General features: G+C 44.1%; 25 protein-coding genes. 9 read left to right on the top strand and 16 right to left on the bottom strand.

The features are described 5' to 3' along the window. The first annotated feature begins 75 nt into the window (after positions 1-75). Both ACFQ21_RS04055 and thrC read left to right on the top strand, forming a co-directional pair. On the top strand, positions 76-1,008 hold the full coding sequence (locus ACFQ21_RS04055; RefSeq protein WP_377575199.1) for a homoserine kinase: 933 nt from the start codon (positions 76-78) through the stop codon (positions 1,006-1,008). Positions 1,009-1,074: 66 nt separating this feature from the next. Next, positions 1,075-2,379 (top strand): threonine synthase, encoded by a 1,305-nt coding sequence (thrC, locus tag ACFQ21_RS04050; protein ID WP_377575196.1) that lies wholly within the window; start codon positions 1,075-1,077, stop codon positions 2,377-2,379. Here the strand turns inward: thrC and ACFQ21_RS04045 are convergent. From ACFQ21_RS04045 to ACFQ21_RS04005, 9 genes are all read right to left on the bottom strand, one after another. Then, the gene (locus tag ACFQ21_RS04045) at positions 2,351-2,821 is read right to left on the bottom strand and encodes a GtrA family protein (protein WP_377575194.1); all 471 of its coding nucleotides are present in this window, start codon (positions 2,819-2,821) and stop codon (positions 2,351-2,353) included. The genes thrC and ACFQ21_RS04045 overlap by 29 nt on opposite strands. Before the next feature lie 96 nt (positions 2,822-2,917). After that, the gene (locus ACFQ21_RS04040) at positions 2,918-3,568 is read right to left on the bottom strand and encodes a protein-L-isoaspartate(D-aspartate) O-methyltransferase (protein WP_377578260.1); all 651 of its coding nucleotides are present in this window, start codon (positions 3,566-3,568) and stop codon (positions 2,918-2,920) included. A 359-nt stretch (positions 3,569-3,927) separates the two neighbouring features. Beyond that, complete coding sequence (locus tag ACFQ21_RS04035; RefSeq protein ID WP_377575191.1) at positions 3,928-4,827, bottom strand: 3-hydroxyacyl-CoA dehydrogenase family protein; 900 nt, start codon at positions 4,825-4,827, stop codon at positions 3,928-3,930. An 84-nt stretch (positions 4,828-4,911) separates the two neighbouring features. Continuing rightward, on the bottom strand, positions 4,912-6,369 hold the full coding sequence (locus ACFQ21_RS04030; protein WP_377575188.1) for a BamA/TamA family outer membrane protein: 1,458 nt from the start codon (positions 6,367-6,369) through the stop codon (positions 4,912-4,914). A gap of 65 nt (positions 6,370-6,434) precedes the next feature. Then, complete coding sequence (locus tag ACFQ21_RS04025) at positions 6,435-7,553, bottom strand: prolipoprotein diacylglyceryl transferase (protein ID WP_377575185.1); 1,119 nt, start codon at positions 7,551-7,553, stop codon at positions 6,435-6,437. Positions 7,554-7,667: 114 nt separating this feature from the next. Next, positions 7,668-9,500: an NAD(+) synthase gene (gene nadE, locus ACFQ21_RS04020; protein WP_377575182.1), complete on the bottom strand. Its 1,833-nt coding sequence runs from the start codon at positions 9,498-9,500 to the stop codon at positions 7,668-7,670. 202 nt (positions 9,501-9,702) lie between these two features. Next, positions 9,703-10,434: a ribonuclease III gene (gene rnc, locus ACFQ21_RS04015; protein ID WP_377575179.1), complete on the bottom strand. Its 732-nt coding sequence runs from the start codon at positions 10,432-10,434 to the stop codon at positions 9,703-9,705. 217 nt (positions 10,435-10,651) lie between these two features. Continuing rightward, the gene (gene fabF, locus ACFQ21_RS04010) at positions 10,652-11,899 is read right to left on the bottom strand and encodes a beta-ketoacyl-ACP synthase II (protein WP_377575176.1); all 1,248 of its coding nucleotides are present in this window, start codon (positions 11,897-11,899) and stop codon (positions 10,652-10,654) included. A gap of 37 nt (positions 11,900-11,936) precedes the next feature. Further along, a complete protein-coding gene (locus ACFQ21_RS04005; RefSeq protein WP_025537672.1) occupies positions 11,937-12,176 on the bottom strand; it encodes an acyl carrier protein in 240 nt (79 codons plus the stop codon). 114 nt (positions 12,177-12,290) lie between these two features. On the opposite strand from ACFQ21_RS04005, the gene ACFQ21_RS04000 reads away from it, so the two are divergent. After that, complete coding sequence (locus ACFQ21_RS04000) at positions 12,291-12,713, top strand: IPExxxVDY family protein (RefSeq protein ID WP_377575173.1); 423 nt, start codon at positions 12,291-12,293, stop codon at positions 12,711-12,713. A gap of 62 nt (positions 12,714-12,775) precedes the next feature. Next, the gene (pyk, locus tag ACFQ21_RS03995) at positions 12,776-14,206 is read left to right on the top strand and encodes a pyruvate kinase (protein ID WP_377575170.1); all 1,431 of its coding nucleotides are present in this window, start codon (positions 12,776-12,778) and stop codon (positions 14,204-14,206) included. 222 nt (positions 14,207-14,428) lie between these two features. Here the strand turns inward: pyk and ACFQ21_RS03990 are convergent, their stop codons facing one another. From ACFQ21_RS03990 to ACFQ21_RS03975, 4 genes are all read right to left on the bottom strand, one after another. Next, on the bottom strand, positions 14,429-15,487 hold the full coding sequence (locus tag ACFQ21_RS03990; RefSeq protein ID WP_377575166.1) for an NAD(P)H-dependent glycerol-3-phosphate dehydrogenase: 1,059 nt from the start codon (positions 15,485-15,487) through the stop codon (positions 14,429-14,431). Continuing rightward, positions 15,465-17,168 carry a 1-acyl-sn-glycerol-3-phosphate acyltransferase gene (locus tag ACFQ21_RS03985; protein ID WP_377575163.1) on the bottom strand — a complete coding sequence of 568 codons (1,704 nt, stop codon included), beginning with the start codon at positions 17,166-17,168 and terminating at the stop codon, positions 15,465-15,467. The genes ACFQ21_RS03990 and ACFQ21_RS03985 overlap by 23 nt, the downstream gene beginning before the upstream one ends. Positions 17,169-17,237: 69 nt before the next feature. Further along, entirely contained in the window at positions 17,238-17,480 is a 243-nt protein-coding gene (locus tag ACFQ21_RS03980) for a hypothetical protein (protein WP_377575159.1), read from the bottom strand. Between the two features lie 149 nt (positions 17,481-17,629). Beyond that, complete coding sequence (locus ACFQ21_RS03975) at positions 17,630-17,800, bottom strand: hypothetical protein (protein ID WP_377575157.1); 171 nt, start codon at positions 17,798-17,800, stop codon at positions 17,630-17,632. Between the two features lie 571 nt (positions 17,801-18,371). Here ACFQ21_RS03975 and ACFQ21_RS03970 point away from each other — a divergent pair. The 3 genes from ACFQ21_RS03970 (at position 18,372) to fabD (ending at position 22,633) form a co-directional block, all read left to right on the top strand. Further along, positions 18,372-21,293, top strand: a complete 2,922-nt coding sequence (locus tag ACFQ21_RS03970; protein ID WP_377575154.1) for a T9SS type B sorting domain-containing protein — start codon at positions 18,372-18,374, stop codon at positions 21,291-21,293. Further along, complete coding sequence (locus ACFQ21_RS03965) at positions 21,280-21,687, top strand: thiol-disulfide oxidoreductase DCC family protein (protein WP_377575152.1); 408 nt, start codon at positions 21,280-21,282, stop codon at positions 21,685-21,687. Before ACFQ21_RS03970 ends, ACFQ21_RS03965 begins: the two co-directional genes overlap by 14 nt. A gap of 73 nt (positions 21,688-21,760) precedes the next feature. Then, positions 21,761-22,633, top strand: a complete 873-nt coding sequence (gene fabD / locus ACFQ21_RS03960; RefSeq protein WP_377575149.1) for an ACP S-malonyltransferase — start codon at positions 21,761-21,763, stop codon at positions 22,631-22,633. Positions 22,634-22,684: 51 nt separating this feature from the next. On the opposite strand, the gene folK is transcribed toward fabD, so the two are convergent. Next, positions 22,685-23,176 (bottom strand): 2-amino-4-hydroxy-6-hydroxymethyldihydropteridine diphosphokinase, encoded by a 492-nt coding sequence (gene folK / locus ACFQ21_RS03955; RefSeq protein ID WP_377575147.1) that lies wholly within the window; start codon positions 23,174-23,176, stop codon positions 22,685-22,687. Between the two features lie 69 nt (positions 23,177-23,245). On the opposite strand from folK, the gene sppA reads away from it, so the two are divergent. After that, positions 23,246-25,000: a signal peptide peptidase SppA gene (gene sppA / locus ACFQ21_RS03950; protein WP_377575144.1), complete on the top strand. Its 1,755-nt coding sequence runs from the start codon at positions 23,246-23,248 to the stop codon at positions 24,998-25,000. 21 nt (positions 25,001-25,021) lie between these two features. Further along, a complete protein-coding gene (bioB, locus tag ACFQ21_RS03945) occupies positions 25,022-25,996 on the top strand; it encodes a biotin synthase BioB (protein ID WP_377575141.1) in 975 nt (324 codons plus the stop codon). Positions 25,997-26,553: 557 nt separating this feature from the next. On the opposite strand, the gene ACFQ21_RS03940 is transcribed toward bioB, so the two are convergent. Together ACFQ21_RS03940 and ACFQ21_RS03935 are read right to left on the bottom strand one after the other, a co-directional pair. Beyond that, entirely contained in the window at positions 26,554-26,721 is a 168-nt protein-coding gene (locus ACFQ21_RS03940) for a hypothetical protein (protein WP_377575138.1), read from the bottom strand. Between the two features lie 46 nt (positions 26,722-26,767). After that, positions 26,768-26,899: a hypothetical protein gene (locus ACFQ21_RS03935; RefSeq protein ID WP_377575136.1), complete on the bottom strand. Its 132-nt coding sequence runs from the start codon at positions 26,897-26,899 to the stop codon at positions 26,768-26,770. Positions 26,900-26,989: the final 90 nt, after the last annotated feature.

The following is a 26,989-nucleotide window of genomic DNA, read 5'->3' as shown; positions in this document are numbered from 1 at the left end:
CGACACACTCACACGAATAACGATTAACTAATAACGGTTAACGACTAATAAAGCTTGACCGATAACGACCAAAGAATGAAATCAGTAAAAGCATCTGCACCCGCTACGGTAGCGAACGTATCCTGCGGCTTTGATATTTTTGGATTTGCCGTAGAAGCACCGGCAGATGAAGTGATCGTAACGCTCACCGATAACCCGGGTGTTACGATATCAAAAATTGTTGGCGATGATGGAAGACTTCCACGGGAAGCGGAGAAGAATACTTCCGGTGTAGCCGTGCTTGAATTTTTAAAAGCGATCGACAGTAAACTAGGCGCAAACATCGAGCTCTATAAACATCTTCCGTTAGGCAGTGGTATGGGGTCGAGTGCTGCGAGTTCGGCTGCGGCTCTTGTTGCCATCAACGAATTGCATGGTAATCCGCTTACGCGTGAACAACTGCTGCCATTCGCGATGGAATCAGAACGCATTGCGTGTGGTTCTGCGCATGCCGATAACGTTGCGCCATCCTTGCTCGGAGGTTTCGTACTTATCCGCGGGTATGCACCGCTGGATGTAGCGAGTATACCTACGCCTGCTGAACTGTATTGTACGCTGGTACATCCACACCTGGAACTTAAGACAGAAGATTCCAGACGTGTGCTGAAGCCCAGCATACCCATCAAAGATGCGATCACGCAATGGGGAAATATAGCCGGTATGGTTGTAGGGTTGATGAAACCGGATTACGGATTGATTCAACGTTCACTTCATGATGTTGTGGCCGAACCGATTCGCTCGGTGTTGATTCCGGGTTTTCATAAAATCAAGGAAGAAGCGATGCAGGCCGGTGCACTGGGATGCGGTATATCCGGATCAGGCCCCACTATATTTGCGCTCTCGTCCGAGCGCGCTGTTGCCGAACGTGTAGGCAAGGCGATGCAACAACAGTTCGATCTTTTGAAACTGAAGAGCGATGTGTTTGTGTCGCGCATCAATGGCGAAGGTGCCAAAATACTGAGTGCATAAAACGCAATCCCGCAGCACGAAATATATACTTAGAAAAAAGAACAACTTTATAACAGGCCACCATCGATGAAATTTTATAGTACGAACAACCCGAATTTAAAAGTTGATTTAAAGGAAGCTGTAACACAAGGACTCGCCCCGGATAACGGACTTTATATGCCCGAGTACATTCCGGTATTACCGAAGGAGTTCTTTGATACCATTGACACCAAATCATTTCAGGAGATTGCTTTTACGGTAGCTAAAAATATTATCGGTGATGATGTGCCGGCCGATGAATTGAAACGCATTGTAGACCACACCATCCAGTTTGATGCACCGGTGGTTGAAGTAGATGATCACGCGTATGCGCTTGAACTTTTTCACGGACCTACATTGGCGTTTAAAGATTTTGGCGCACGCTTCATGTCGCAGTTGCTGGGCTACTTTGCACGCCAGCAGAAGCAGGAGATCGTTATTCTCGTAGCAACATCCGGTGATACCGGCAGTGCGGTTGCCAACGGATTTTTAGGCGTAAAGGGAACGAAGGTAATTGTACTATATCCTTCCGGTAAAGTAAGTGATATACAGGAGAAACAATTTACAACGCTGGGACAGAACGTTACGGCACTGGAGATTGATGGTACGTTCGATGATTGCCAACGCCTGGTAAAAGAAGCGTTTCTGGATGATGTGTTACGGAAGAAGTATTTTCTCACCTCTGCCAATTCAATCAATATAGCGCGACTTATACCGCAGTCGTTTTACTATTTCTACGCGTATGCGCAGATGAAAGATAAAGCGAAGGATCTCGTGTTCTCCATACCGAGCGGTAACTTCGGTAACTTAACGGGCGGCCTACTGGCGCAGCGCATGGGGTTGCCCATCCGTAAATTTATAGCGACCACCAACGTGAACGATGTAGTGCCGGAGTACCTGCGCACGAACGTATTTGCACCGCGCCCGTCTCAGCAAACCATCAGCAACGCTATGGATGTTGGTAATCCAAGCAACTTCGCCCGCATGCTTGATCTCTTCCAGAACGATTTTACTAAACTTTCAGCCGATATAGCCGGCTATTCATTCTCTGATGATGAGACGCGTGCTGCTATGCGCCATGTATTTGCTTCAACAGAGTATATATTGGATCCGCACGGAGCGATTGGCTACCTCGGATTGATCAAATACCTCGAAGAACAGGGAGAAGATGTAACGGGAATTTTCCTCGAGACAGCGCACCCGGCCAAGTTCAAGGAAGTTGTAGATGATACGCTGGGTAAATCCATTGATATACCCAAGCCTCTGCAGCACTTCCTGCAGCAAAGCAAGAAGAGTATAGCGCTGAAGAGCGACTATACCAGCTTTAAAGATTTTCTTCTGAATACTCTGTAGGAGCCGGTTGCTCCACGGTGGCTACCGCGCGATTACGGAATACAAGATGTTTGCGCGTAAAGAAATTCCAGATTACCGTAATGGCGATTGCTATAACTTTCGCGATGCGGTAATCTACGGAAGTAAATTCCACCAGGGCCCACAACACGATTTGGTTTACAACAAGGCCACCGAGCAGGCATAAGAAGAAGAGTCCGGCCTCCTGTGCTTTGTTGGCACTTGCCGATGCATTGAATACATAGCGCTTGCTAAGTATATAGGTAACGATGTTAGTTAACGCGAACGCTCCTATATTTCCGATGAGATAGTCGATACCAAGTTTCTCTACAAAGAGAATGAGTAGCGAGAACTCGATAACAGCAGATATACCTCCTACAAAAACGAACTTGATAAATTCACCTTTGAGCAGTTTCAGGATATTTTCAACGATGTTGTTTGTCATACGGAATGGCAAAGAAACGAATTTTTATGTTAACTCCTGTTGAACCATTTTATTGTGATCTATCAATCGTTTGAAAGTTGCATTACACGGATACCTTCATCCTTTCCAACCTTGTTCGCCCAGCAACGGCACAAATGCGAAGTAATCAAACTCTTCTTTTAAAAGCTTTCCGCCCTGTTTACGGATGCGCAACATTACCTGTTTCTCTTTATCGCCTACGGGTATAACCAGTATACCGCCTTCTTTTAATTGATCGGTAAGCGCTGTTGGAACAACGGGTGCTCCGGCCGTAACTATAATTTTATCGAAAGGCGCTTTCGCGGGAAGTCCTTTCGAGCCGTCACCAAAGAAGAAGTTTGGCTTGTAGCCCATCCGTGGTAAAAAGTCTTTAGCAGTTTCGTAAAGCTTTTGTTTGTATTCGATGGTATACACTTTCGCGCCCAACTCAAGCAGTACACATGCCTGGTACCCGGAGCCAGTGCCGATCTCCAGAACTTTGTCGCCTGGTTTGATCTCCAGCTTCTCAGACTGAAATGCTACGGTATAAGGTTGTGATATCGTCTGCCCTTCGCCAATCGGAAAAGCCTTGTCTTCATACGCATGTTCGAGCAGCGCATTTTCAAAAAAAACGTGGCGGGGTACCGTACCGATAGCCTTCAAAACCGCCTCACTTTTGATGCCTTTCAGGGCAAGTTTCTTAACCAGTTTATTGCGCAAACCGCGATGTCTGTAGTTGTCTTCTATCATGAAATTCTCGTCCAAAAATGATGTTGTGGATAAAATGTGGATCGATTGTGTATAATAATTAACTGTCTGTTTTTCAGTATTTTATTGGATTTTTTGAAAAACCTCCTGACTCAAAAAGTGCCTTTTCGGGGCCTCTGAAAAAGTCAACTTTTACGCCCGGGAAAGTTTCCGAAATTCCTTAGGAAAATTCGAGGTTATGCCCGTACTTTAAAGTCCTCTCCACACAGTGATTAGCTTTTTGCCATAGCGTTTCACAGTGTCCTGCGCAGAGGCTGGTGGCTTCGCCACTGGTTAAAGGGCAGGAGAGAAGTGTTAATAAGGCCAGCTACCCGAATCGAGTAACTGGCCTTTCACTTTTTTCAGGCTTCCTGTTTCTCAAAGCGCTTCGAAACCTTCAAATCTTTGCTTCCCTGCACGTATGTATAGAATCCGCTTCCGGATTTTGCTCCCTTGTGCCCCGCCTGAACCATGTTTACCAGTAAAGGACATGGAGCATATTTGGGATTGCCGAAACCTTCGTAAAGTACATTCAGAATAGAAAGGCAAACATCGAGACCAATAAAGTCTGCAAGTTGTAACGGTCCCATCGGGTGAGCCATACCGAGCTTCATCACGGAATCTATTTCTTCAACACCGGCTACTCCTTCGTACAAAGAATATATAGCTTCGTTGATCATCGGCATTAAAATGCGATTGGCTATAAAGCCCGGGTAATCATTTACTTCTACCGGTATCTTTTCAAGACTGCGCGATAGTTTCATGATGGTTTGTGTTACATCATCACTCGTGTTATAGCCGCGTATAACTTCTACCAGCTTCATGATCGGCACCGGGTTCATAAAGTGCATGCCGATAACTTTATCAGTGCGCTTGGTTACCGAAGCAATCTTTGTGATGGATATAGAGGAGGTGTTAGTCGCGAGAATGGTATGCGGTGCTGTTGCTGCATCAAGGTCTTGAAAAATTTTGAGCTTCAGTTCCGTGTTCTCCGTTGCTGCTTCCACTACCAGGTCAACATTGCTCACGCCGGTTTTTAAATCCGTATGCGTTGTAATGTTTGCCAGCGTCTGCTTCTTTACATCTTCAGTTATAGAACCTTTCTCTACTTGTCTGCTGAGATTTTTATCAATGGTGCTTAGTGCTTTCTTCAAAGCATCTTCCGCTATGTCTATCAATGTAACCGTATAACCATGTTGCGCGAAACTATGTGCAATACCATTTCCCATGGTGCCTGAGCCAATCACAGCAATGTTCTTCATGTCGTTTAGATTTTTAAAGCGAACAAAGATAAGGATAGTAACGAGTTGAACGTAACTTTAAACGATGCAGCAACGAATGAAAGATCAGAACTCTTTTTTCAGGTTGAAGAAGAACCCGCGGTTGCCTTCTGCATTATACGTATACTCGAAGCGCAGCACCATATCATACGAACCAACGATATCAATACCCATTCCTACACCGGATAATAATTTGTTGGTTAAACGACTATTGATTTCATAGTGCGGATAGTTGCTTACATATCCTACATCAGCATACGTCTTCAGGTAAATAGCAAGTGGTATATGTCTGAATTGCGGAATGGGCATAGCACGCCAGTTATACGCACGTGAGAATATCTTTTTCTTGAATGTAGTTTTGTTAAGTATATATTCCGGTCCCTCGATAACATATACTTCGTAGCCGCGAATGATCTGCTTCTGATAACCGAGTGCACCGTAGTTCATATAGGGAAGATCATCGGGCGAGCTCCAATAGCCTACCGTATAATTGGAAAGATAAAATCCTTTGTTCAGGTCGATGAAGCTTGCAAAGGTTCCGCTTACTTCAAACTTGTTCAGATCGTCTGAGGAGGTGAGACCATTTTTAGTAAGGAATGCCTGGAGGTAATAGCCGCGCAACGGATAGCCTACATAATCGCGGTGGTCTGAATTGAATTGATAGGTGAGCGATGCGTATTGCTGTGTATCTTTTTCTTTGCCGATATAATTCGGGTTGAGGAGTTCGATGGTATCGCGAACATTGGTACTGCGATAGAACAGGGATACCAGATGCGATTCGTAGAACGATGGCCGGTACGTATAGGTCAATCCTCCTACACGCGTGGTGCGAAGTATATCTTTGGATTCGAGGAATTCAAGTTTGTGATCGGCCGTGCGGTACGCCAGGTTTTTTGTTTCGATAAAATCGAAGTCAACCGCTAAACCATGACGCTGTTTTTTGTCGATATAGGGAAAGCGATAGGTAATACCGAACCTGCGTGAGAAACCGAATTGAGCGATGAAGCGAAGTGTTTCGTTACGACCCCGCATGTTATACTGATAGAGGCGAAGACCGTAGTTAACGCGACTGAAATCGTGATTATAATTTTGCCACCACTCATTGAAGTTACGATCCGATAGTTCAAATATCGGGGAGGGGAATGTATACCACCGTTCGTTGAGATCGATCAGCAGATCTACCAGATCGGTTTCAAGTTCGAGTGTGCGAATCTCTACCGTGTTGAACAAGCGCGTGTTGATCAGCTTCTTCTTATCGGTCTCCAGTATATGTTGCAGGTCGGTGCTATAAATAAAGTCACCGGACTTTAATGTGAGCTCGCGCAGAATGATCGGATCGCGCGTAATGCGATTACCAATGATAAAGATGCGATTGATCCTGACAAATCTCCCGATGCTATCCATCGGTGCTACACGAGCCGAAGCAGGTCTTTTTACAGAGTCAGGCAAAAGCTCTGCGTCAGAGTTCTGAACAGGCTCTGCTTCTGCAAAAAAGCTTAGGAGAACGAATAAAATTACCAGCATTTTGTAACGCTAAGACTCGTAGTACTTAGACAAGTTTAATGTTACTTTCTGTAAAAACCGGATTTTTATGACGCCTTTTTTCTGAACGATAATACCAGGATAACAATACCCACCAATACAAGCGGAATGCTGAGGATTTGCCCCATGTTAAGTGGTAGGGTTGCTTCAAAGGCTTCCTGGTTTTCCTTCAGATACTCGAACAGGAAACGCATGCCGAAGCACCAGATCAAAAATATACTGAAGATGCGGCCCTGCACCAGGTTCTCTTTGTAACGCGCCCAGATGGCGAGTAACACCAGGAACAGAATGATGCATGAAATAGATTCATACAATTGTGCAGGGTGACGTGCTATACCGGTTGTAGGGATCTTGGCAACAAAGCCTTTGTTATCCGGGTTAGCAACCTGGTAGTCAAGCCGTAATTTCGGAGTCTCGTCAAAAAACTCGTAGAGTTGTGAGGAGAGCATTTGTCGTACCGGGCCGTTCACAAGTTCGTCAATCTGCGTCTCGTTGGCTGACGGCTTAAAGAATATATATACATATAGCGGTACGCGACCTTCACCAACAGCAGGCACTGAATCATTCCGATGATATACTACATCGTCTACAATCCCATCAACATCGTGTCGCTTGTCTTTTATAGTTTCCGTTAAACGGCCTGTAAACACAACACCCCAGGGTTTATCAGTAGGCAGACCAATGATCTCGGAGTTGAAATAATTACCGAGTCTGATCAATGCTCCGGTTAATGCTACGAGTATAACAATGCGGTCCAGTACCTGGAGATAATTCTGTCCGGGTTTCTTCTTGCGACTATATAACCACAGGGCAAATAGGATACCGATAGCCCCACCGTGGCTCGCGAGTCCCTGGAGACCAGTAAAGCGGAACGGGTTAAACTCAAAGGGTAAAAAAATGCCGAGTGGATCAGTCCATATTATTTCAGGTTGATAGAAAATAACATGGCCGAGGCGTGCGCCCAGAATGGTGGCAATCACCATGTAAATAGTAAGGGTATCGACATCCTTTTCAGGTTTGCCTTCCTTACGGTACATATAGTATAGAATCTGCTGGCTGATGAGAAAGCCTAATGCAAAAAACAATCCATACCAGCGAAGTGCAAAAGAACCGAACGAAAAGATCTCCGGACTAGCGTTCCAGATGATGTAACTCAGTATACCCATAGCGGCAAATATAGCAGAAAGCTTAAATCAAATAGCCTGTTGAGGCGTAAAGTGAAAAGCTTAAAACCAAAAAGCCGTTGACTGACAATAAAATTACCGCAGGATAATACCGGTTTAATATTGATCGAGTTTCGCCAGTTCCTCTGTAAATCCTGATGATAAAATCGGGAAGCGGCACCACGTGCGCGGGTCTACGTTCAGATCGTCCAGGTGAAAGGCAGGCGCGAGGCGTTCGCGCTTCCATTGGTTGGCAGACCAGAGCCTGAAGAATTTCCGGATCCAGTTCTTCAGCATGGCCGGATCATGGTTGATCTTCATTACTTCATATACCTGCAGCGGAGACCTGCGCATAAGAATAGCCCACTTCTCGATCTCAGCCAATACAGCATACGGCATCAGGTCGTCCTCATCGGTTTGGTTGCGCTCCAGTGGTCGCAGTTCTGCTGTAGGCTGAAGATTATTGACCAGGTTCAGCCCGGTTTGATTCAGATTCTTTTCTGCCCAGCGAAGCCATTGGAGTATAAATACTTTGCTAAGGCCTGCAATAGGCGATAGGCTTCCGCTGGTATCACCGTCCATAGTGGCATACCCAACATCGCCTTCGCTGCGATTAGACGTTGTGAGCAGCACAGCACGCTTTACGTTGGCAAGCATCCAGATAATGGGTGAACGCGAACGCGCCTGTATATTTTGTAGCGTAACATCGTCTTGCTCCCACGTAAGTTTTCTGCCAATGGCATTTTCAATTTTACGGGAGTATGAATTTACTTCGTCATTAATCGTCCATTGGTGAAACTCGGCACCAATAGAATCCGCAAGCGATTTGGCGGCATTAAAAGTTTGTGACGATGAATTTATAGTGCCTTGATATGCGCACGTTAATAATTTACCAACAGCTTCTTTTATATCATTCGCTTCTATACCCAGTGCTTTGTTGAATATGTCCCAACCAACTTCGGCAACTGCGCGCTTTACCATTTCGGCTACAAATACAGCGCACGATGATGAGTCGGCACCACCACTCAGCGAGAGCACAAAACCTTTTGCTTTACTCTTTCGCGCATAGTCGTATAGCGCGAGTGCCACCGCCTGTGTGAGCTCTTCATTTCTATCTTTTACATCGGCGGAGGGTATAACTTCGCTTTGCTCCGGATTCTTAAAATCAACCGAGCAAGCCAGTATAGTATAGTTACGGAAGGAGAGTCGCTTGTTAACTGCGAGTAACTTTCCCTTCTGTGCTATAATAATATCACCATCGTATATCATTTTACCGGCTTCATTGCCGAGTAAATTTGTAAAGAGGTATACACAGTTAAAGGAAACGGAACCATCGAGCACAACCTCTCTTTCACGAAGCGTACTCTTGCCCATAGCAAAGTGACTCGCACTTGGGTTCAAGATCAGATTTACTCCGCGCTCCATCAACCGGTAACCCGGACGATAATTTTTTCGCCAGCCGTCTTCACATATTTCAAAGCCGAACTTAACGCCTTCAATTTCATAGATAAGATCTCCGGCCTGTACCTTTTCACCGCCCAGCGTAAGTTCAACCGTACGATACGGAACCCACGGATCAAACCAGCGCGGTTCATAGTGTACACCATCGCGTGCCAGGTTTTGCTTGAATGTTATACCTATAATTTTTCCATTGCTGATTACGCACGAGCCGTTATACGTTATGCCTTCCAGGCGTATCGGTAAACCTATACATATTGTGATGTCTTGTGTATAGTCCCGTATTTTCAGTACTTCTTTCCAGGCGTGTTCGGCCAGCCAGTCGCTGAGAAAAAGATCTTCGCAGCCATAGCCGGTAACGCATAGCTCGGGGAAACATAGTATCCTGATCTGTTGCCTGCGCGCTTCTTCTATGGCCTCGAGTATATTTCGGGTATTGTTATTCCAATCGAACGGAATCTGGTTGACGGTGGCCCCTCCAATTTTTATCATGGCGGATGTGCGTATTAAAATCTCAAATCAATTAAGTGCAATTGAACAACTTCGCGTTACCAAAGTCATTTACTATATACGTATACCTATAAGACTATGCCTGCCTTATGCCTGTATACATCCAACAAATATGGAGATTAATTTGTCACCTTGCTGAACAGCTTTTAATGACTTTACAGGAAGAAAAATGAAATGTTTTTGATTAGGAGAGAAGATTCAGCATCTCACACGTTTTCAAGGCAGCATCCTGCTCGGCTTTTTTCTTGCTGTTGCCGTAGCCCGTTCCTTTGGCTTCATTGTCAACCAGCACCTGCGCGGTGAACTCTTTGTGGTTCTTGCCTTTCTTAACGTTTAATATTTCGAAGCGCACTTCTTTTCCTTCGCGTTGCGCCCACTCAATGATCTTGCTCTTAAAGTTGGAGTTGGAATTTACCAGCTCATCGAGATCATAATTAGGACCGATAAGTTTATCGATTACAAACTTCTTGGTGCGCAGGTATCCTTTGTCAAGGTAAATAGCACCCACAATCGCTTCCAGTGTATTACCGAGTATAACCTGCTGCAGATGAGAGTTCTTCTGATCGTATTGAACAATGTTACCGACACCGATTTTACGCGCAAGGAGGTTGAGTGTTTCGCGGTTTACGATGCGCGATCGCATTTCGGTAAGGAAACCTTCTGACTTGAACGGAAATTTTTTGAACAGGTAATCTGCTACCGCTGCACCGAGGATGGCATCACCAAGATATTCCAGGCGCTCATTCGACTCTTTGAAACCCTGACCATTTTCTTTGGCAATAGAACTATGAACTGTTGCCAAACGGTATAGTTCAAGATTGGAAGGTGTAAGGCCGGCAATATTCTTTATAGCCCTGATCAGCTTCTCATCATTCTTCGATTTTCCTTTCGGAAGCTTAAGGATTTTCCAGACCAAGTTGTATATCAGTTCATTTTATAGTCGGATGCTAATTTAATAAGATTATTGGTATTAATATCCTGCTACCGGTCGTGTTATCTAAGATTATTGTTTAAACGATTACCATAGAGCCTACCACAACTATACCCATACACGCGGATATAGCAACGCATAGTAAACCCTATAGCTATAGCACAATATAGCGGCACAGGTTGTTAGCAGGATAAAAAAGGGACTAGATCTTCCTGAAGATCACAGAGAAGTTATGACCACCAAAGCCGAATGTATTGCTCAACGCGATGTTGATGTTACGTTCCTGTGCTTTGTTAAAGGTCATATTCAGCTTAGGATCAAGATCAGGATCGTCTTCAAAGTGATTGATGGTAGGAGGGACGATTGAATCATTGATCGCCATGATACATGCTATACTTTCAATGGCACCCGCGGCACCCAGCAAGTGGCCTGTCATGGATTTGGTAGAGCTGATGTTCATTTTATAAGCATGCTCACCAAATACTTTTTGAATGGCGCGGATCTCACCTATATCACCAAGCGGAGTAGAAGTTCCGTGTGTATTGATATAGTCTATTTGTTCAGGCTTGATCTCGGCATCTTCCAATGCGTTGTACATTACCTGAATGATACCGGCACCTTCGGGATGTGGCGCTGTAATGTGGTAAGCATCCGATGACATACCGCCACCGATTACTTCCGCATATATTTTAGCACCACGTTTCTTCGCGTGCTCGTACTCTTCGAGTATTAATGCACCGGCACCTTCACCCAGTACAAAACCATCGCGGTCTTTATCGTACGGGCGTGATGCAGTCTCCGGAGAATCGTTACGCTCGGAGAGAGCTTTTAAGGAATTGAATCCACCAACACCTGCTTCGCATACAGCAGCCTCCGAACCACCTGATACGATGATATCAGCTTTACCTAAACGTAAAAAGGTAAAGGCATCGTAAAGTGCATTGGTAGAAGAAGCACAGGCAGAAACCGTTACATAGTTCGGCCCGCGGAAACCATACTTGATAGAGATGTGACCTGCACTCAGGTCGGGAATCATTTTAGGAATGAAGAAAGGGTTGAATCTTGGAGTTCCATCGCCTTTGGCATATACCTTAACTTCTTCCTGGAAAGTTAACAACCCCCCGATACCTGACCCCCAAATCACGCCAACGCGATTCGGGTTGAGTTCAGTTAGCGGGAGGTTTGCATCTTTTATAGCCTCATCCACAGCCACCATAGCATATTGCGCGAACGGGTCCATCTTACGCGCTTCCTTTCGATCCATAAAGTTACCGATGTCGAAGTTCTTCACCTCGCAGGCAAACTTTGTTTTAAAGAGCGTTGAATCAAAGCGTGTTATGGGAGCTGCTCCACTTTTACCATTCTTCAATCCATCCCAAAACGCTGGTAACGTATTGCCGATGGGTGTGAGTGCACCAAGTCCTGTAACGACTACTCGCTTCAATGTCATGATCTATGGGGTGTGGTTGTATAAAGGCAGTGGTCAATTATTTCTTTACGTTTTGCTCCAAGTAAGAGATGGCCTGGCCAACAGTGGAGATATTTTCAGCCTGGTCGTCTGGGATAGAAATATTGAATTCCTTTTCGAACTCCATAATAAGTTCTACGGTGTCAAGTGAGTCAGCTCCAAGGTCGTTGGTGAAGCTAGCCTCAGGAGTAACTTCAGATTCTTCAACACCAAGTTTTTCGATGATGATCTGCTTTACTTTTTGTGCAATTTCAGACATGTTTTTAAGGTTTATGATTTAAAAATCAGTTGCAAAGAAAGAGATTTACGTGAATATTATCAAACTTTTTTGAAACGGCTCTCTGTCACATTAAGGAGTGTTTTGATCTGAAAAATGAAGAAAACCAAGCTTGTCATAGACTATGAATACGACTTTGAACTGTTGGGACTCACCTCGACAGCAAGGGGTTATAAGCTTGCCTGGGAACTTAACCAGGCACTGCACATACAACTGGTAAAACAGCCCGATTTGGCGGTCGGATTCAAAAATAATGACGAAAAGTACTTTTCTTTCTATTCTTTTGAAACTCAACTCAATCGATTGAAACTATTCAAAAACAAACCTTCTGAACCTGACCCCGGAAAGTATTTCCTAATCCCTGAATTTCCTCATTTCGATTTTATAATTTTGGCGGCTATGAAAGATCAGTACACCCATCCGCAGTTGCTGGAGTTGATCAAGTCGATATCTTCTGTTCAGTTTGTGACCTTCATACCTTTGGACGGTCTCAAGTCTAAATCAAATTTTATTTTCTGATTCTTCCGATGCACACTGATTTATTTCATATTAACCATCCACACGAAATATCTTAAACCTTTATGCTAGAAAAAGTATCGTTCAACAAGACTAAAATTGTTGCCACCGTAGGGCCTGCTTCAAACTCGAAAGAAATGCTTCGCGCATTGATCAAAGAAGGAGTAGATGTTTTTCGCCTGAATTTCTCTCATGGTAAACACGAAGACCACCTGAAGGTTATTAACTTCGTTCGCGAACTAAACGCAGAGATGGGTACAACGGTATCGCTTCTCCAGGATCTCCAGGGGCCTAAAATCAGAGTGGATGAAATGGAACCGGGTATCGTTATCGAACGTGGACAAGAACTTATCATCACTACCCGTGACCTCATCGGTAATCGCGAAATCGCCAGCACATCCTATAAAAATCTTCCGAAAGATGTTAAACCTGGTGATACCATCCTGGTTGACGATGGTAAAATTGAATTGAAAGTAAAAGAAGTACGTGATATAGACGTTGTAACGGAAGTAGTATATGGCGGTCCGTTAAAATCAAGAAAAGGTATAAACCTTCCTTTCACAAAAGTTTCTGCTCCGTCATTAACCGAAAAAGATTTAGCTGACCTGTACTTCGGTATTGAAAATAATGTTGACTGGATTGCGCTTTCGTTTGTACGCAAAGCTTCTGATATAGAATCGTTACGTTCAATCATTGACGAGAAAAAATCAAACGCACGCATCGTAGCAAAAATTGAAAAGCCGGAAGCACTGAGTAACATCGATGAAATCATTACGCTGACTGACGCGGTGATGGTGGCTCGTGGTGACCTGGGTGTTGAGATCTGGCTGGAAGAAGTACCAATGGTACAAAAGATGCTCGTTGAAAAATGTAATCGCGCAGGCAAGCCGGTTATCGTAGCAACGCAGATGATGGAAAGTATGATCGAGAACCCTCGTCCTACACGTGCAGAGACCAATGACGTTGCCAACGCTGTGATGGATGGTGCTGATGCTGTGATGCTTTCTGCAGAAACTGCTGCCGGTAAATATCCGATCGAAGTAATCCGCAGTATGGTTCGTACCGTTGCTTCGGTTGAGAAGAGCCCGAATATATACTACCGCTTCCGCGATGTGAATAAGAATTCGCCAACCTATATACACGATAACTTTGTATTGGCAGCTTGTAAACTGGCAAAAGATGTAGGAGCAAAGGCTATAGTAGGTATGACCCAATCTGGTTACACAGCATTCCAGTCATCTGCCTACAGACCAAACGCTAACATCTTTGTGTTTACATCGAACAAAGCATTGCTTACCAAAATGAACCTCGTTTGGGGTACACAGGCTTATTTCTACGATAAGATAAACTCTACCGATGAAACGATAGCAGATGTGGAAGATATACTGAAGAAAGAAGGACATGTACAGAGCGGTGATCTGTTTATCATCCTGGCAAGTATGCCTATTCAGGAAAAGGCACGTACCAACACGTTGAAGATTAACGTGGTGAAGTAGTCTTTATCGTTATCCGTTAATCGTAATTAGTATAAAGGTTGGCGGATAACGAAATCCAATTACTCAAAGAACACAAAGAAGGCACCAGGTTTCACAAAGAAATTCGGTGCCTTTTAATTTATATGTACTTTGATTTTTACAGACGTTTCTTATGTATACATATATACCGAGCACGGACTATCTCTCTTCGTATAACGGATAATAGATAACGATTAACGATCACTAAAGGAAATCAATATCCACATTCAACGGGTAGCGCATCAGGTATCGCAGTGCCTGCTTCATGGTAAGATCTTCGAATAAAACTTTATAGAGTGTGGTAGTGATCGGAGCACGCACACCGTAGTAGTCTGCACATTTCTTGGTGATGCGTATGGTATTTATACCTTCGGCCACTTCATCGGTGCTCGCCAGAATTTCTTTCAGCGTTTCGCCCTTTGCAAGACGGTGACCAATTGTAAAGTTTCGGCTTAATGAACTGTTGCAGGTTGTAACCAAATCGCCTACACCGGCTACACCTAAAAAAGCTTTTGTATTTCCTCCTAACGCGCGACCGAGGTATATCATTTCCACCATGCCGCGACTTACCAATAAACCTTTTGCATTTTCGCCATAGCCGAGTCCGCTTAACGCACCGGCTGCTATAGCAATTATATTCTTGAGTACACCGGCCAATTCAACACCCACCAGGTCGTTGTTGCCATATACCTGGAAGTGATCGTTACGGAGTAAGCGTTTACCGAGTGTAATTACTTCATTAAAGTGACTCGCTATAACTGTTGCTGCGGGTTGATTAGCCGCGAGTTCTCTTGAAAGGTTAGGTCCGGCCAGACAGCCTACGCGCACCACAACACTTTCTTCCATAATTACTTCACTCATGGTTTTTACCTGGCTTCGGTTAAGCTTCGTAATTGTCTCGATGCTTTGTCCGTTGGTAAGCGTAAGGTCAAAACCTTTTGTTCCGTGAATTAATATATGATAGGGGTGAAGATGCGGTGAGAGATGTTTCATCATCGAGCGAAAGTGCTCCGAGGGTACAATCGGAAACAATATATCGCACTGCTCAGCTATAGCAGCAAGGTCGTTAATGGGCTCGATGTTCGGATGCATGCTATGCCCGCGGTTCTCGCGCGTTTCGCGTATACGCTGAATAACTTTTTCATCGCGTGCATATAGCAATACCTTCCGGTGCTGCGCCAGAAGGTTAGCCACCACACTGCCGAAGTTACCAGCCCCGATTACGCCAACCGGTTTATCGTCAGATAAACTTTTCAAGGTCATAGCCAACCAGCCTGTTGTGATAGTAATATAATGTGTTGAAGTCTTTTGTGATAATATTTCCTTCGCGATTCAGCAACAACGGACGTTTCAAGTGAAATATACCAACGTTATCAAGTCCATGACGAATCACCAGATCGATCTGTCCTTTCAGGTGCGTTGCATGGTATACCTTGCCTTCATCTTTTAATTTATAGATATGCTTGCGCACACGCTTACAGGTTTCGCGAAACTCTTCGTACGGTATAACCTGGTCTTCCTCCGGTAAGCGAAGCAATCCAAACAGATCAAGCTTCGAGTGTTTCTTCTGCCACATCTCGAACGCAACAAAGGCAACCAGGTGGCTGGCGAATACACGGTTGATGCGATGATATTCGAATACGATCTTCTGACTGAGCATGCGGGTATATTCGTCTTCGCGCTGCTTATCGATCGTTACATGTTCATCGCTTACAAAGTAATCACGCGTATCAATTACCCTTCCCTGTGCATCCAGACTATTACCGTCATCATCTACATAATTACCCATTACATCAAGTCCGCGGCCAATGGAAACAGATATGTTAGAACCTTTGGTGAAGAACTTGAAGAGGAATTGCAGCAACTGCCAGCTCCCGTATTTATCCTGTTCAGGTAAATAACGATCCTGACCTTTAACAGAAAGATAGTCATCAATCAGATCGGGAGCTTCCAGTACAAAGTGATAATTGAGGGTTACCGGTACTACAAATATTTTACGAACTTCTTCGGTGCTGTTGCTATCAACAGCGTCCAGGTAGAGGTTTCGTTGTGCTTCAACGGCCGAGCTGAGCAAGCCCAGCTTCAATTGTTTTTCGATGGCGCCAGAACGCGAACGTGTTCCACCCGGGAAGAATAAACTATGCGCACCTTTCTGTATCGCCAGGGTTGAATATAGTTTCAACGTTTCGAGGTAGGGCAGGTTCTTCTTTCTGCGGTCTACTTTATAGGCACCAAGACTATTCATAAAGTAAGCGAATATCTTGATGTTGAAGAGATTCAGTCCGGCACCATATATAAATGCAGGCAATCCTAACGAATGGATTACCCAACCTATCAATATAGAATCGAGATTGCTGAAGTGAGTCGGTACCATAATGACAGTACCCTTGGTAGCGAGGTTACGCAGTTGCTTTACCTTGCCAACAATATGTATCTTATCACGGAGGGTATAGCGGTTTCGGAAGAATGCTCCGAATTTTTTAACCCGCGCGCCATTTAATAAGCGGGCAAACCAGAACTTAACAATCTCGCGCGTTACTTTATATGAGCTCGCATTAAAGTTACCGGCAATTTCGTTGGCGTAACGCGAAACAATTCGATGCAGAATTTCCTCAGCTTTAGCCTGGGCTTCTTCGGCAGGCTTGGTATCAAGCCCTACCATGTCGTCTTTAATGGTAGCCCAAAAGCGAGGTTCATCTACCGGGTCAACTCGCCAGCGGTTACGCTTCATGCGTTGCTGTTCGCGGTAAACAGTAGTTTGAAGTTCGTCTAAAAGTTGTTTCGTTGTCGGACGCAGTTCCTTAACACGTGCAATAGACTTCTTTGCAACTTCTTCTATAAACTCCTTCCGGTTTTTACTTAACTGATATACAGGCCAGTCGGGTATACCTTCCAGGATAGGTTTATACTTCTTATTCTTATTTTTCTTCTCTACGACTTCCATTCGGGGACGCAAAATAGTGAAAAGTTGAACGTTATCGGTTATTCCTTAAATCATTAGGCCATACGATGATTAACCTATCGCATTCAACCTGTTACGAAGACTGGCTCCCATGGCTTCGAATCGGGTTAGCGTTTCATGGATAAAGGTTTCATCGACCAGCGCCTGCAAGTCTGCTTCCGATGTTACATCATATTCATGGATCTTAAAAGTCTGCTCCAGAAAGCCCTGTTCAAACTTGATCAGGTAGCGGTTGTTCCAGGCAAAAAGTGTGATCTTACAATCCGGATGCGGAATTTCTCCAACTACGCGCATATAAGGTCGTGTTAAATATATGTTAAGCCCGTAAAGTTCAGTGATTTGAACCGAAGGATCAAAACTTGGCGCATCAGAAAATATATTCGTGATCAAAAAATAGTAATGATAGATGCCTTTCTTCGGTAAAAGCGTGAGAATGAAGAGAATTAGGATTCTGTTAGAATTAGCTGTGCTTTAACAGAACTGAGTTCCTTTTCAAGATTTTTATAAACCGGGCTGTTGTGAAGTTGATCAAATTTCATTTGTCGGATAAGGCGTTGAAGTTCCAGCTCGCGTCTCAGCAAGGAAGCCTTCAAGGCTTTAGGATCAGGTTTCATGAGTAGGTTAAGGTGATTGGTTTTGGCTGAGACGAAGATATTGTATAAAACCTAAAGTGAAAAAAGATGGGGTATATTTTTTTAGCGTGAAAGTGTAATTGAAATGGAGACACACGCAAACCAAAGCTGGTAAATGAAATATAGCCGTGCCGGAGTATATCTCTTGAAAAAGAAGTAATACGCTTCGCACAAGGTTAAGTTCCCCCGATCCTAAACATTCTCAGAATATGATATGTCAATACTACTCATCATGAGCTATCGGAAGAACGAACTTCCATCAAAATTATCTGCGAAAATCTGCGACTTCTGCCGGCATAAAAACAACAGAACTCTGCGGTGGTGAGTAAAGATCAAGGAGAAGCAACGCAAGTTCCAACGGAACGGGTTGAAAGCGGGTCTATACTATTAAAAACCAGTCAGGTGAAGAATAAAAAGCGTTTTATACCGTTAAAGTAGTTGACCTTTCCATATCCACTGGAAGATTTTATATTGTAACTTATCGTATTCTTTTGATGTTGATCAGCAGGACAATACATTTACATCCATGAAGGCGCCCTTTTTAACCCGAAGTATGCTGCGAGGAATTTTCCTCGTACTTTGTTTCATTCTGTCTGGCGTAGCTGCATTTGCAACTCACTTGCGTGCAGGAAATATCATTGTTAGAAGAATCGGTGCCTGTAGTGCACGAAAGTATAGCATTACCGTGATAGTGTATACCAACACGCTGAATACAAATGTTTTATTCGGTGGCGACCAGGATTATCTTGACTTCGGTGATAAGAGCCCGCGTATACTCATTCCGGAAATCGGTCCGGGACATCCCAACTATTCAGTGATCGATCAGCAACGCGGTATTGCCCGCGCATTCTATACCGTGGAGTATACCTATGGCGGTCCGGGCCGTTACACCATCAGCTATGTTGAGCCGAACCGTAACGAAGGTGTGCTTAACATGGATAACTCGGTTAACACAACATTCTATATCGAGACACAAATCGTTATCGATCCTTTCCTCGGTTGCAGTACACCTGCTGATCTTACTATTCCTCCCATCGACAGAGCCTGCTCTGGTAAAGCTTTCTTCCACAACCCGGGTGCTTATGATCCGGACGGAAATGATAGCTTGTCATACGAGATGGTAGTGCCTTACCGCGATCGCAATGCTACAGTACTGAACTATAAAGCTCCGAACGATCCTAAATTTTATGTTGATTATGCTACCGGCAATGAGACAGACGATGGTCCTCCTACCTTCAAGATCGATGCCTTTGACGGAACCATTACCTGGGATGCTCCGGGCTTTGCGGGTGAATATAATATAGCCTTCATTGTACGCGAGTGGAGGAAGGTACTTGGCAAATGGGTAGCCATGGGATATGTGAGACGCGATATGCAGATCATTGTTGAAGATGACTGTAACAACCAGCGCCCCGACCTGGAAGTGCCTGAAGATGTTTGTATAGAAGCAGGTAAAACTTTAAAAGAAACGATCATCGGAACGGATCCGGATATACCACCGGATAAAGTAAAAATCGAAGCGTTCTCGCAAATATTCGAATTGATACCATCTGAATCTCCGGCTACATTTTCACCGGACCCCGCTATATTTCAGAACTCACCGGGTAAACTGGAGTTTGAGTGGAATACTACCTGCGAACATATTCGTGAGCAACCGTACCAGGTGGTGTTCAAAGTATCGGATAGCAGGAGCAATGGTGTGTCGCTCGTAACCTATAAGACCTGGCGGATAAAAGTTGTCGGTCCTGCACCAACGTGGAATGACGCACAACTCAATCTCAGTAACCGAACGGCAACCATCAAGTGGGATCCGTATACCTGTATCAATGCAGAAAAGATCCAGATATGGCGAAAGGTTGACAGCACTTCGTTCAGGCCGGATAGCTGCCAGACGGGTATGCCGGAGTTTCTCGGTTATGAAAATATAGCAACCATAGCTGCCAAGACTTCTACCGGTACACAGGTAACACAGTATATAGATGACAACGAAGGTAAAGGACTTGCACCGGGAGCAATGTACTGCTACCGACTCGTAGCGACATTTGCATTGCCCGATGGTGGTGAAAGCTATGTTTCTAAAGATACTTGTGTGGGACCTATACCTGCCGATGTACCGATCATTACGCATGTTAGTGTTCAAAAAACAGGTACGGCCGATGGACAGATCCGCGTAAGCTGGAAGCGACCGTTTGATGCGAATAAAACAACATACCCGCCACCGTATGAGTATAGAGTATACAGAGCAGTTGGGTATACACGCGGAACAGACTCTTTATTAGTACAAACTACGAACGATACTACGTTCGTGGATCAGGGATTGAATACGGAAGAGAGTATATATAATTATAGCATTGCCGCTTATTCTCCGGGCTCACCACTGACAAATAAATTCGTGGGAACATCGGAAGTTGCTTCTGCTGTAAGACTCGATACAAAATCACAAGTAGGACAAATTCAATTGAACTGGACGGCTGTAGTACCATGGTCTAACCAGATACAATCACATCCACGCCACTTGATATACCGTGGACCAGAAGGATCAACCGAGGATCAACTGGTATTGATTGATAGTGTAGATGCTACAGTTGATGGACAGGTATATGTCGACAAGGGCCAGTTTAACAATACACCGCTCGATGAAGGTACTACCTACTGCTACCGTATATTGACACGTGGAGGGTATGGTAATCCAACAAAAATACCGGAGCCACTCGAAAACTTCTCGCAGATAATCTGTGTGCAGCCGGGTGATAGTATACCTCCGTGTAAACCTATATTAACGGTTGATCTGCTCGACTGCGATCAGTTTAAACTGCAGCAGAACTCGTGCGATAATTCAACCTATACCAACGTGTTGAACTGGACGAACGATGCCTCTGCAGAATGTCAGGCTGACATTGCCAGCTACAGAATATACCGTTCGGCAACTCCGGGAGGCGAAAGTGTATTCCTGGCGCAGGTACCGGCTGTTCAAACTACCTATTCAGATGTAGGCCTACCTTCGTTCGCACGATGTTATACTATTGTTGCTGTAGATCGCTCCGGTAATGAAAGCGAACCAAGTGAACCAGTATGTAACGACAATTGTCCTTACTACGAATTGCCAAACGTGTTTACACCGAATGGCGATGGCAAGAATGATGAGTTCAGTGCATTTAACATTCGTGATTATTTGAAGAACTGTCCAAACCCTGAAGATTGTACAATACCACAACACCTCATTGAAAAATGCGCACGCTTTGTCGATAAGGTAAAGTTCAAGGTATTTAATCGTTGGGGGCAGGAAGTATACTCGTACGAATCAGGTAGTGAAAACAGTATATATATCGACTGGGATGGTAAAGATGAAGGTGGCGTAGAACTGGCACCGGCCGTATACTACTATGTAGCAGAAGTAACATTCTTTACGCTCGATCCGAACAACAGTGTGAAGACCTTTAAAGGATGGGTTCACCTCGTGGATGGACAACAGTAACCATATCACGGTTCTTTTTGATGGCGTCTGCAATCTTTGTAACGGCACGGTTCAGTTTGTAATCAAACGCGACCGTGCCGCTATATTTCGCTTCGCATCCCTGCAGTCAGACTACGCGCAGGCTTTGCTTCGCCGGGTAAATCTCCCGACAGATCAGCTCTATAGTGTTATCGTAATCGAAGATGGTGTGGCGTACCAGAAAAGCGATGCAGCTCTTCGAATCGCCAGGCATCTCTCGGGCGTTTGGCACTGGCTATATATCCTTCGCGTGGTTCCGAAATTTATCCGCGATGGCCTCTATAACTTTATCGCCACCAACCGCTACCGTTTTTTCGGAAAGCAGGATCACTGCATGATTCCCACACCGGAATTAAAGGCCCGTTTTGTCGATTAAGACGCTGCTATTCTCACATTTCAGCTTTTTACTATTTTTGGGCGCGGATTAATTATCCCGATCCGAAAAATTTATGAAGGCATATGTATTTCCAGGACAAGGTGCACAGTTCACCGGAATGGGTAAAGACTTGTATGAATCAAGTGCAAAGGCAAAGGCTCTGTTCGATCAGGCCGATGAAATTCTCGGCTTCAAGCTGACGAAGATTATGTTCGAAGGAACAGCCGATGAACAAAAACAAACCAAAGTAACACAGCCTGCTATATTTCTGCATTCAGTAGCCGTAGCGTTGGCGAACGATACATTTCAACCCGATATGGTTGCAGGACACTCGCTCGGTGAATTTTCCGCGCTGGTCGCTAACAAGACACTGTCGTTTGAAGATGCTTTGAGACTCGTGTCCAAACGCGCTACAGCCATGCAGCATGCCTGCGAAATCAATCCATCTACAATGGCTGCCATCCTGGGCCTTGATGATAAAGTAGTAGAAGACATCTGTGCATCTATCGATGACGTTGTAGTAGCTGCTAACTATAATTGTCCGGGACAACTTGTTATTTCCGGAACCATAAAAGGCATCGAAATAGCCTGCGAAAAAATGAAAGCAGCCGGAGCGAAGCGCGCGTTGCCATTGCAGGTAGGAGGGGCATTCCACTCACCACTTATGGAACCTGCCCGCGCAGAATTAGCCGCAGCCATCGAGAGCACTACATTTGCACAGCCTATATGCGCGGTATATCAGAATGTAAATGCACTCCCATCAACAGATATAGCAACGATTAAGAAGAACCTGATCGCACAGCTTACAGCTCCTGTACGCTGGACACAATCTGTTCAAAATATGGTAAAAGACGGCGGTAAAACGTTCATCGAATGCGGTCCCGGAAAAGTACTTCAGGGCCTCGTGAAGAAGATTTCACCCGAATCTGAAGTTGCAAGCCTTTAGTGTGTTTACGTGTGTACGGGTTTAGGTGTTTATGTTAATGCACGTACACACTTAAACGCGTACCAGCGGAGACACGTCAAGCGTGTCGTTGCAGAGGGTGAGGAGTTCGCGGATGGACTTTTGTTCAACCGGGTGGATTACGTCAGCTGCTATTTCGGCAAGTGGTATTAAGGTAAACTTTCGGTTGTTCATGCGTGGGTGTGGTATAGTAAGTTGTTCACGCTCAACAATAACATCACCGTAAAGGAGTATGTCAATATCCATGGTGCGGGCGCCCCATGCTTCGGTTCGTACGCGCCCCATTGCCTCTTCGATATTCTTTGTAGTTCGCAGCAAATCGTCTGGAGAAAGTATAGAATCGATTTCAATTACCTGGTTATAAAAATCCGGTTGATCGGTTTTGCCCCACGCAGCCGTTACATATACCGCGGACGCTTTCATGATTTTTCCTGCTTTTGCCTCGATTAGTGCACGGGCTGCGGCTAAATGCTGACTCCGATCACCCAAATTCGTTCCTAACAAAAGAAAAATGCCGTTGTTCATGTCATGCAAACATACTTTTTTTATTCGGGGGCGTATTGCTTAATTTCGAACCTTTAAAGTCTTATACGTATGAATTTCTGGAAAAGCTTTTTAGCTGCGTTCGTAGCACTGATTGTGTTTTCTTTTGTCGCATTCATTTTTCTTATTGGCATTATCGGAGGATTAGCCGCAGAGGAAGAAGTTGTTGTGGCAGAGAACTCCGTGTTACATTTAAAACTCGATGCTCAGATTACCGAGCTTCAGGTAGAGAATCCTCTGGCAGGATTACCATTCTCCAGCGAAGTACCTAAAATTGGTTTGCTTCAATTAAAGGATGCTATCAAACATGCCAAAGATGATGCAAGCATCAAAGGTATTTATCTCGAAGTAAGTTACCCGATGGCAGGTTTCTCATCGATCGAAGAGATCCGTCAGTCATTACTCGATTTTCGTAAAAGCGGAAAATGGGTTGTGGCCTACGATGAAGTTATGTCGGAAGGTGCGTACTACCTCGCGTCAGCTGCCGATAAAATATACCTTAACCCCGAAGGTGAAGTTGAATTCAATGGACTTACGATTGAAATATCATTCTTCAAGCGACTATTCGATAAACTGGAGATCAAACCTCAGATCTTCCGCGTAGGTGAATTTAAAAGTGCCGTAGAGCCTTTTATACTCGAGAAGATGAGCCCAGAGAACAGACTTCAACTTACAGAGCTCGCTAACTCTATCTATGGCTTTACCCTGCAGCGTATAGGCGAAGCACGAAATATACCGGCAGAGAAATTGAAAGAGATCTCTGACAAGATGCTCGTACATAGTGCAGCCGAAGCAAAAGAATTTGGTTTGATAGACGAGCTATACTATAAAGATCAACTCATCGAAGAGTTGAAAGGCAGATTAAGTCTTTCCAAAAGCGATGATATAAAATTCATCAAGTATAACAAATATCGCAAGGCGTATTCAAACTATAAAAGCTCCAAGAACGAGATCGCGGTTATTGTAGCAGATGGTACCATTATGCCAGGCAAAGCAGATAATCAGCAACAGGTAATTGGTGCCGATACATTTGTAGAAGAGATTCGTAAGGCACGTGAAGACGATGATATCAAAGCTATTGTTCTTCGCGTAAATTCTCCGGGTGGTGAATTTCGTGCATCCGATATGATGTGGCGCGAGATACAACTTGCCAAGAAAGCAAAACCGGTAATTGCATCAATGGGCGATTACGCTGCTTCCGGTGGTTACTACTTGGCAATGGGATGCGATACGATTGTAGCGCAGCCTCACACGATAACAGGTTCGATCGGTATATTTGGAATGATGTTCGATATGAGTGGATTCCTCGGCAACAAGCTTGGAATTACATTCGATGAAGTACGCACCGGTGAATTCGGTGAAATGTATACTGTATCACGTCCGTTAACGGAAGCTGAGAAGAATTTCTGGCAGAAAAATCTGAATAAACACTACGATACCTTTACCGGCAAAGCAGCTGAGGGAAGAGGTGTGGCTGTAGAAGAAATTAAAAAAGTTGCTTCCGGCCGAGTATGGTCAGGAGCACAGGCACAGGAAAGAAAACTCGTGGATGCTCTCGGTGGTTTTGATGATGCAGTAAAGATTGCAGCTGAAAGCGCTGGCGTTGGTGACGACTATAAAGTTCGCTTCTATCCGGAGCAAAGACCTTTCCTTGAACAGTTGATATCACAACTTGAAGAGAATGCGAAAGCAGATGCAATCAAGTCAGAGTTAGGAGAGTCCTATATCTGGTATCAGCAACTCAACAAGATTAAAACATATCAGGGCGAGCAGGCACGTTTGCCATTCGAAATACAACTTCATTAATTCATTAACCTATAGATATACATGACCGCTATACGCAATAACTGGACACGCGAAGAGATCGCAGCCATTTATAACAAGCCTGTATTGGACCTTATATACCAGGCGGCAACAATACACCGCGAATTTCATGATCCACAGGAAGTACAGGTATGTACACTGCTGTCGGTAAAAACCGGTGGATGCCCTGAAGATTGTTCGTATTGTCCGCAGGCTGCACGCTATCATACCAATGTAAAAGTGCAGAAGCTGATGGAGGTAAATGAAGTGATCGATAAAGCTATAGAAGCAAAAGAGTCTGGCAGTACACGTTTCTGCATGGGTGCAGCCTGGCGTGAAGTACGCGACAACCGCGACTTCGATAAAGTGATCGATATGGTAAAGGGAGTAAATTCGTTAGGTCTTGAAGTATGCTGTACACTTGGTATGCTTACACCGGAGCAGGCGCAGAAGCTAAAAGACGCAGGCCTGTATGCATACAACCACAACCTTGATACCAGCGAAGAGTTTTACGATGATATAATTACTACGCGTACCTATAAAGATCGTCTGGATACGCTGTCACACGTACGCAAGGCAAATATATCAGTGTGCTCAGGCGGTATAATTGGTATGGGTGAACAGGAAGATGATCGCATCGGCATGCTGCTCACGTTAGCAACATTGCCAGAGCATCCTGAGTCTGTGCCGGTAAATGCATTGGTACCCGTAGAGGGAACGCCACTCGAAGATCAACCGAAAGTGTCCGTATGGGAGATGGTTCGTATGATCGCTACGGCACGCATCATTATGCCGAAGACAATGGTAAGACTATCGGCAGGTCGCGTACGCATGAATCTCGAAGAACAAGCACTATGCTTCATGGCCGGAGCCAACAGTATATTTGCCGGAGATAAACTTTTAACAACGCCAAACCCAGGCTATATCAAAGATCAGGAGATGTTCCAGCAGCTTCAGTTAACGCCTCGGAAGGCGTATAAGGAAGAGGTTACAGCTTAGTTATAGCTTCAATCATAAAGTCTTATGGAGAAAAGGCGATCGATCTAATCGGTCGCCTTTTTTATTGCTGTAATCCTTAGAATATCGTTTTTCAGTGTTGAATGTCGGTTTTTTATATAAGATTATCGGTTACCTTGTTGTAACAGTTAAAAAACGCTAATAAAAAGGCTTTTATCAGTCAAAAATGCTATTGCCCTGACAAATAAGGTTACTTTTTGACCGTAATATCACGATTTTATCATGTAATGAATTTAGAGAAATATGAAATAGTAATACTTAAAGTATTACTTTAATAAGTGTTCTTACACTTAATTTGGATCAGTGATTTAATAGATTCGACCTATGAAATTGCTTAAGATGCAACAAGTGGGCTAAAAAAGTAAATTATTACCTAACGAACCTGCTTCAAAAGTCTTCTCGAAACATTCAAACGAGCGGTTACAGATAAAATATGGACAGTCGGGTAGAATAGTCTTAAACAACAACGCTGCTTACTAATCAGGCAAGATCATAAGTAGCGTTGTTGTGGGTTGTTATATATCTCTTGGTCAGATGTACTACAGTTTATCCTCCATTGTAAATCCTCCGATAGGTTCATCATGCACAACTTTTAAAGGTTTAGTTTCGATATTCTTATTAACGTTTCTAGTTTTTACGGTTACGAAAGTAAACGAGAGTGTTGCTATGGCAGCCACTGCTATAAGGCTTAATGCTTTTGTTTTCATGTTCTTAGAGAATTAAGTTCTATGAATTACTTTAGATGAGCTTTGATTATTTAGGATCCATTCCTCCTCCGCCACCATTCATATCTGTACTTGTAGGAGTTATTTCTTCTTCAGTACAAGAAGTGATTGTCAAAGCGCATGAAAAAGCAATTAAAAGGATGTAGATAATTTTTTTCATAGTATGTTGAGGTTTAGTATTTAGTTTTTTTGTCGTTAAATTGTAAGCCAAAGATGGTGGTCTGAATTTTATTTTTCGGGATAATAAATT

This window comes from Ohtaekwangia kribbensis, from assembly GCF_042676245.1.
Lineage (GTDB): Bacteria > Bacteroidota > Bacteroidia > Cytophagales > Cyclobacteriaceae > Ohtaekwangia > Ohtaekwangia kribbensis.
Note: the sequence above shows the minus strand (reverse complement) of the source record. Positions and strands in the feature narration are given on the sequence as shown.

What these genes read in the sequence shown, in the direction of transcription:
- pyk (WP_377575170.1), top strand. Translation starts at nt 12,776, where the DNA reads ATGCTAGAAAAAGTATCGTTCAACAAGACTAAAATTGTTGCCACCGTA.
- ACFQ21_RS03990 (WP_377575166.1), bottom strand. Translation starts at nt 15,487, where the DNA reads ATGACCTTGAAAAGTTTATCTGACGATAAACCGGTTGGCGTAATCGGG.
- ACFQ21_RS04030 (WP_377575188.1), bottom strand. Translation starts at nt 6,369, where the DNA reads ATGCTGGTAATTTTATTCGTTCTCCTAAGCTTTTTTGCAGAAGCAGAG.
- ACFQ21_RS04025 (WP_377575185.1), bottom strand. Translation starts at nt 7,553, where the DNA reads ATGGGTATACTGAGTTACATCATCTGGAACGCTAGTCCGGAGATCTTT.
- nadE (WP_377575182.1), bottom strand. Translation starts at nt 9,500, where the DNA reads ATGATAAAAATTGGAGGGGCCACCGTCAACCAGATTCCGTTCGATTGG.
- sppA (WP_377575144.1), top strand. Translation starts at nt 23,246, where the DNA reads ATGAATTTCTGGAAAAGCTTTTTAGCTGCGTTCGTAGCACTGATTGTG.
- ACFQ21_RS04040 (WP_377578260.1), bottom strand. Translation starts at nt 3,568, where the DNA reads ATGATAGAAGACAACTACAGACATCGCGGTTTGCGCAATAAACTGGTT.
- thrC (WP_377575196.1), top strand. Translation starts at nt 1,075, where the DNA reads ATGAAATTTTATAGTACGAACAACCCGAATTTAAAAGTTGATTTAAAG.
- ACFQ21_RS03975 (WP_377575157.1), bottom strand. Translation starts at nt 17,800, where the DNA reads ATGAAACCTGATCCTAAAGCCTTGAAGGCTTCCTTGCTGAGACGCGAG.
- ACFQ21_RS03935 (WP_377575136.1), bottom strand. Translation starts at nt 26,899, where the DNA reads ATGAAAAAAATTATCTACATCCTTTTAATTGCTTTTTCATGCGCTTTG.
- folK (WP_377575147.1), bottom strand. Translation starts at nt 23,176, where the DNA reads ATGAACAACGGCATTTTTCTTTTGTTAGGAACGAATTTGGGTGATCGG.
- ACFQ21_RS04035 (WP_377575191.1), bottom strand. Translation starts at nt 4,827, where the DNA reads ATGAAGAACATTGCTGTGATTGGCTCAGGCACCATGGGAAATGGTATT.
- ACFQ21_RS03940 (WP_377575138.1), bottom strand. Translation starts at nt 26,721, where the DNA reads ATGAAAACAAAAGCATTAAGCCTTATAGCAGTGGCTGCCATAGCAACA.
- fabD (WP_377575149.1), top strand. Translation starts at nt 21,761, where the DNA reads ATGAAGGCATATGTATTTCCAGGACAAGGTGCACAGTTCACCGGAATG.
- ACFQ21_RS04055 (WP_377575199.1), top strand. Translation starts at nt 76, where the DNA reads ATGAAATCAGTAAAAGCATCTGCACCCGCTACGGTAGCGAACGTATCC.
- ACFQ21_RS04045 (WP_377575194.1), bottom strand. Translation starts at nt 2,821, where the DNA reads ATGACAAACAACATCGTTGAAAATATCCTGAAACTGCTCAAAGGTGAA.
- ACFQ21_RS03980 (WP_377575159.1), bottom strand. Translation starts at nt 17,480, where the DNA reads ATGCGCGTAGTTGGAGAAATTCCGCATCCGGATTGTAAGATCACACTT.
- ACFQ21_RS03965 (WP_377575152.1), top strand. Translation starts at nt 21,280, where the DNA reads ATGGACAACAGTAACCATATCACGGTTCTTTTTGATGGCGTCTGCAAT.
- ACFQ21_RS03985 (WP_377575163.1), bottom strand. Translation starts at nt 17,168, where the DNA reads ATGGAAGTCGTAGAGAAGAAAAATAAGAATAAGAAGTATAAACCTATC.
- fabF (WP_377575176.1), bottom strand. Translation starts at nt 11,899, where the DNA reads ATGACATTGAAGCGAGTAGTCGTTACAGGACTTGGTGCACTCACACCC.
- ACFQ21_RS04005 (WP_025537672.1), bottom strand. Translation starts at nt 12,176, where the DNA reads ATGTCTGAAATTGCACAAAAAGTAAAGCAGATCATCATCGAAAAACTT.
- ACFQ21_RS03970 (WP_377575154.1), top strand. Translation starts at nt 18,372, where the DNA reads ATGCTGCGAGGAATTTTCCTCGTACTTTGTTTCATTCTGTCTGGCGTA.
- bioB (WP_377575141.1), top strand. Translation starts at nt 25,022, where the DNA reads ATGACCGCTATACGCAATAACTGGACACGCGAAGAGATCGCAGCCATT.
- ACFQ21_RS04000 (WP_377575173.1), top strand. Translation starts at nt 12,291, where the DNA reads ATGAAGAAAACCAAGCTTGTCATAGACTATGAATACGACTTTGAACTG.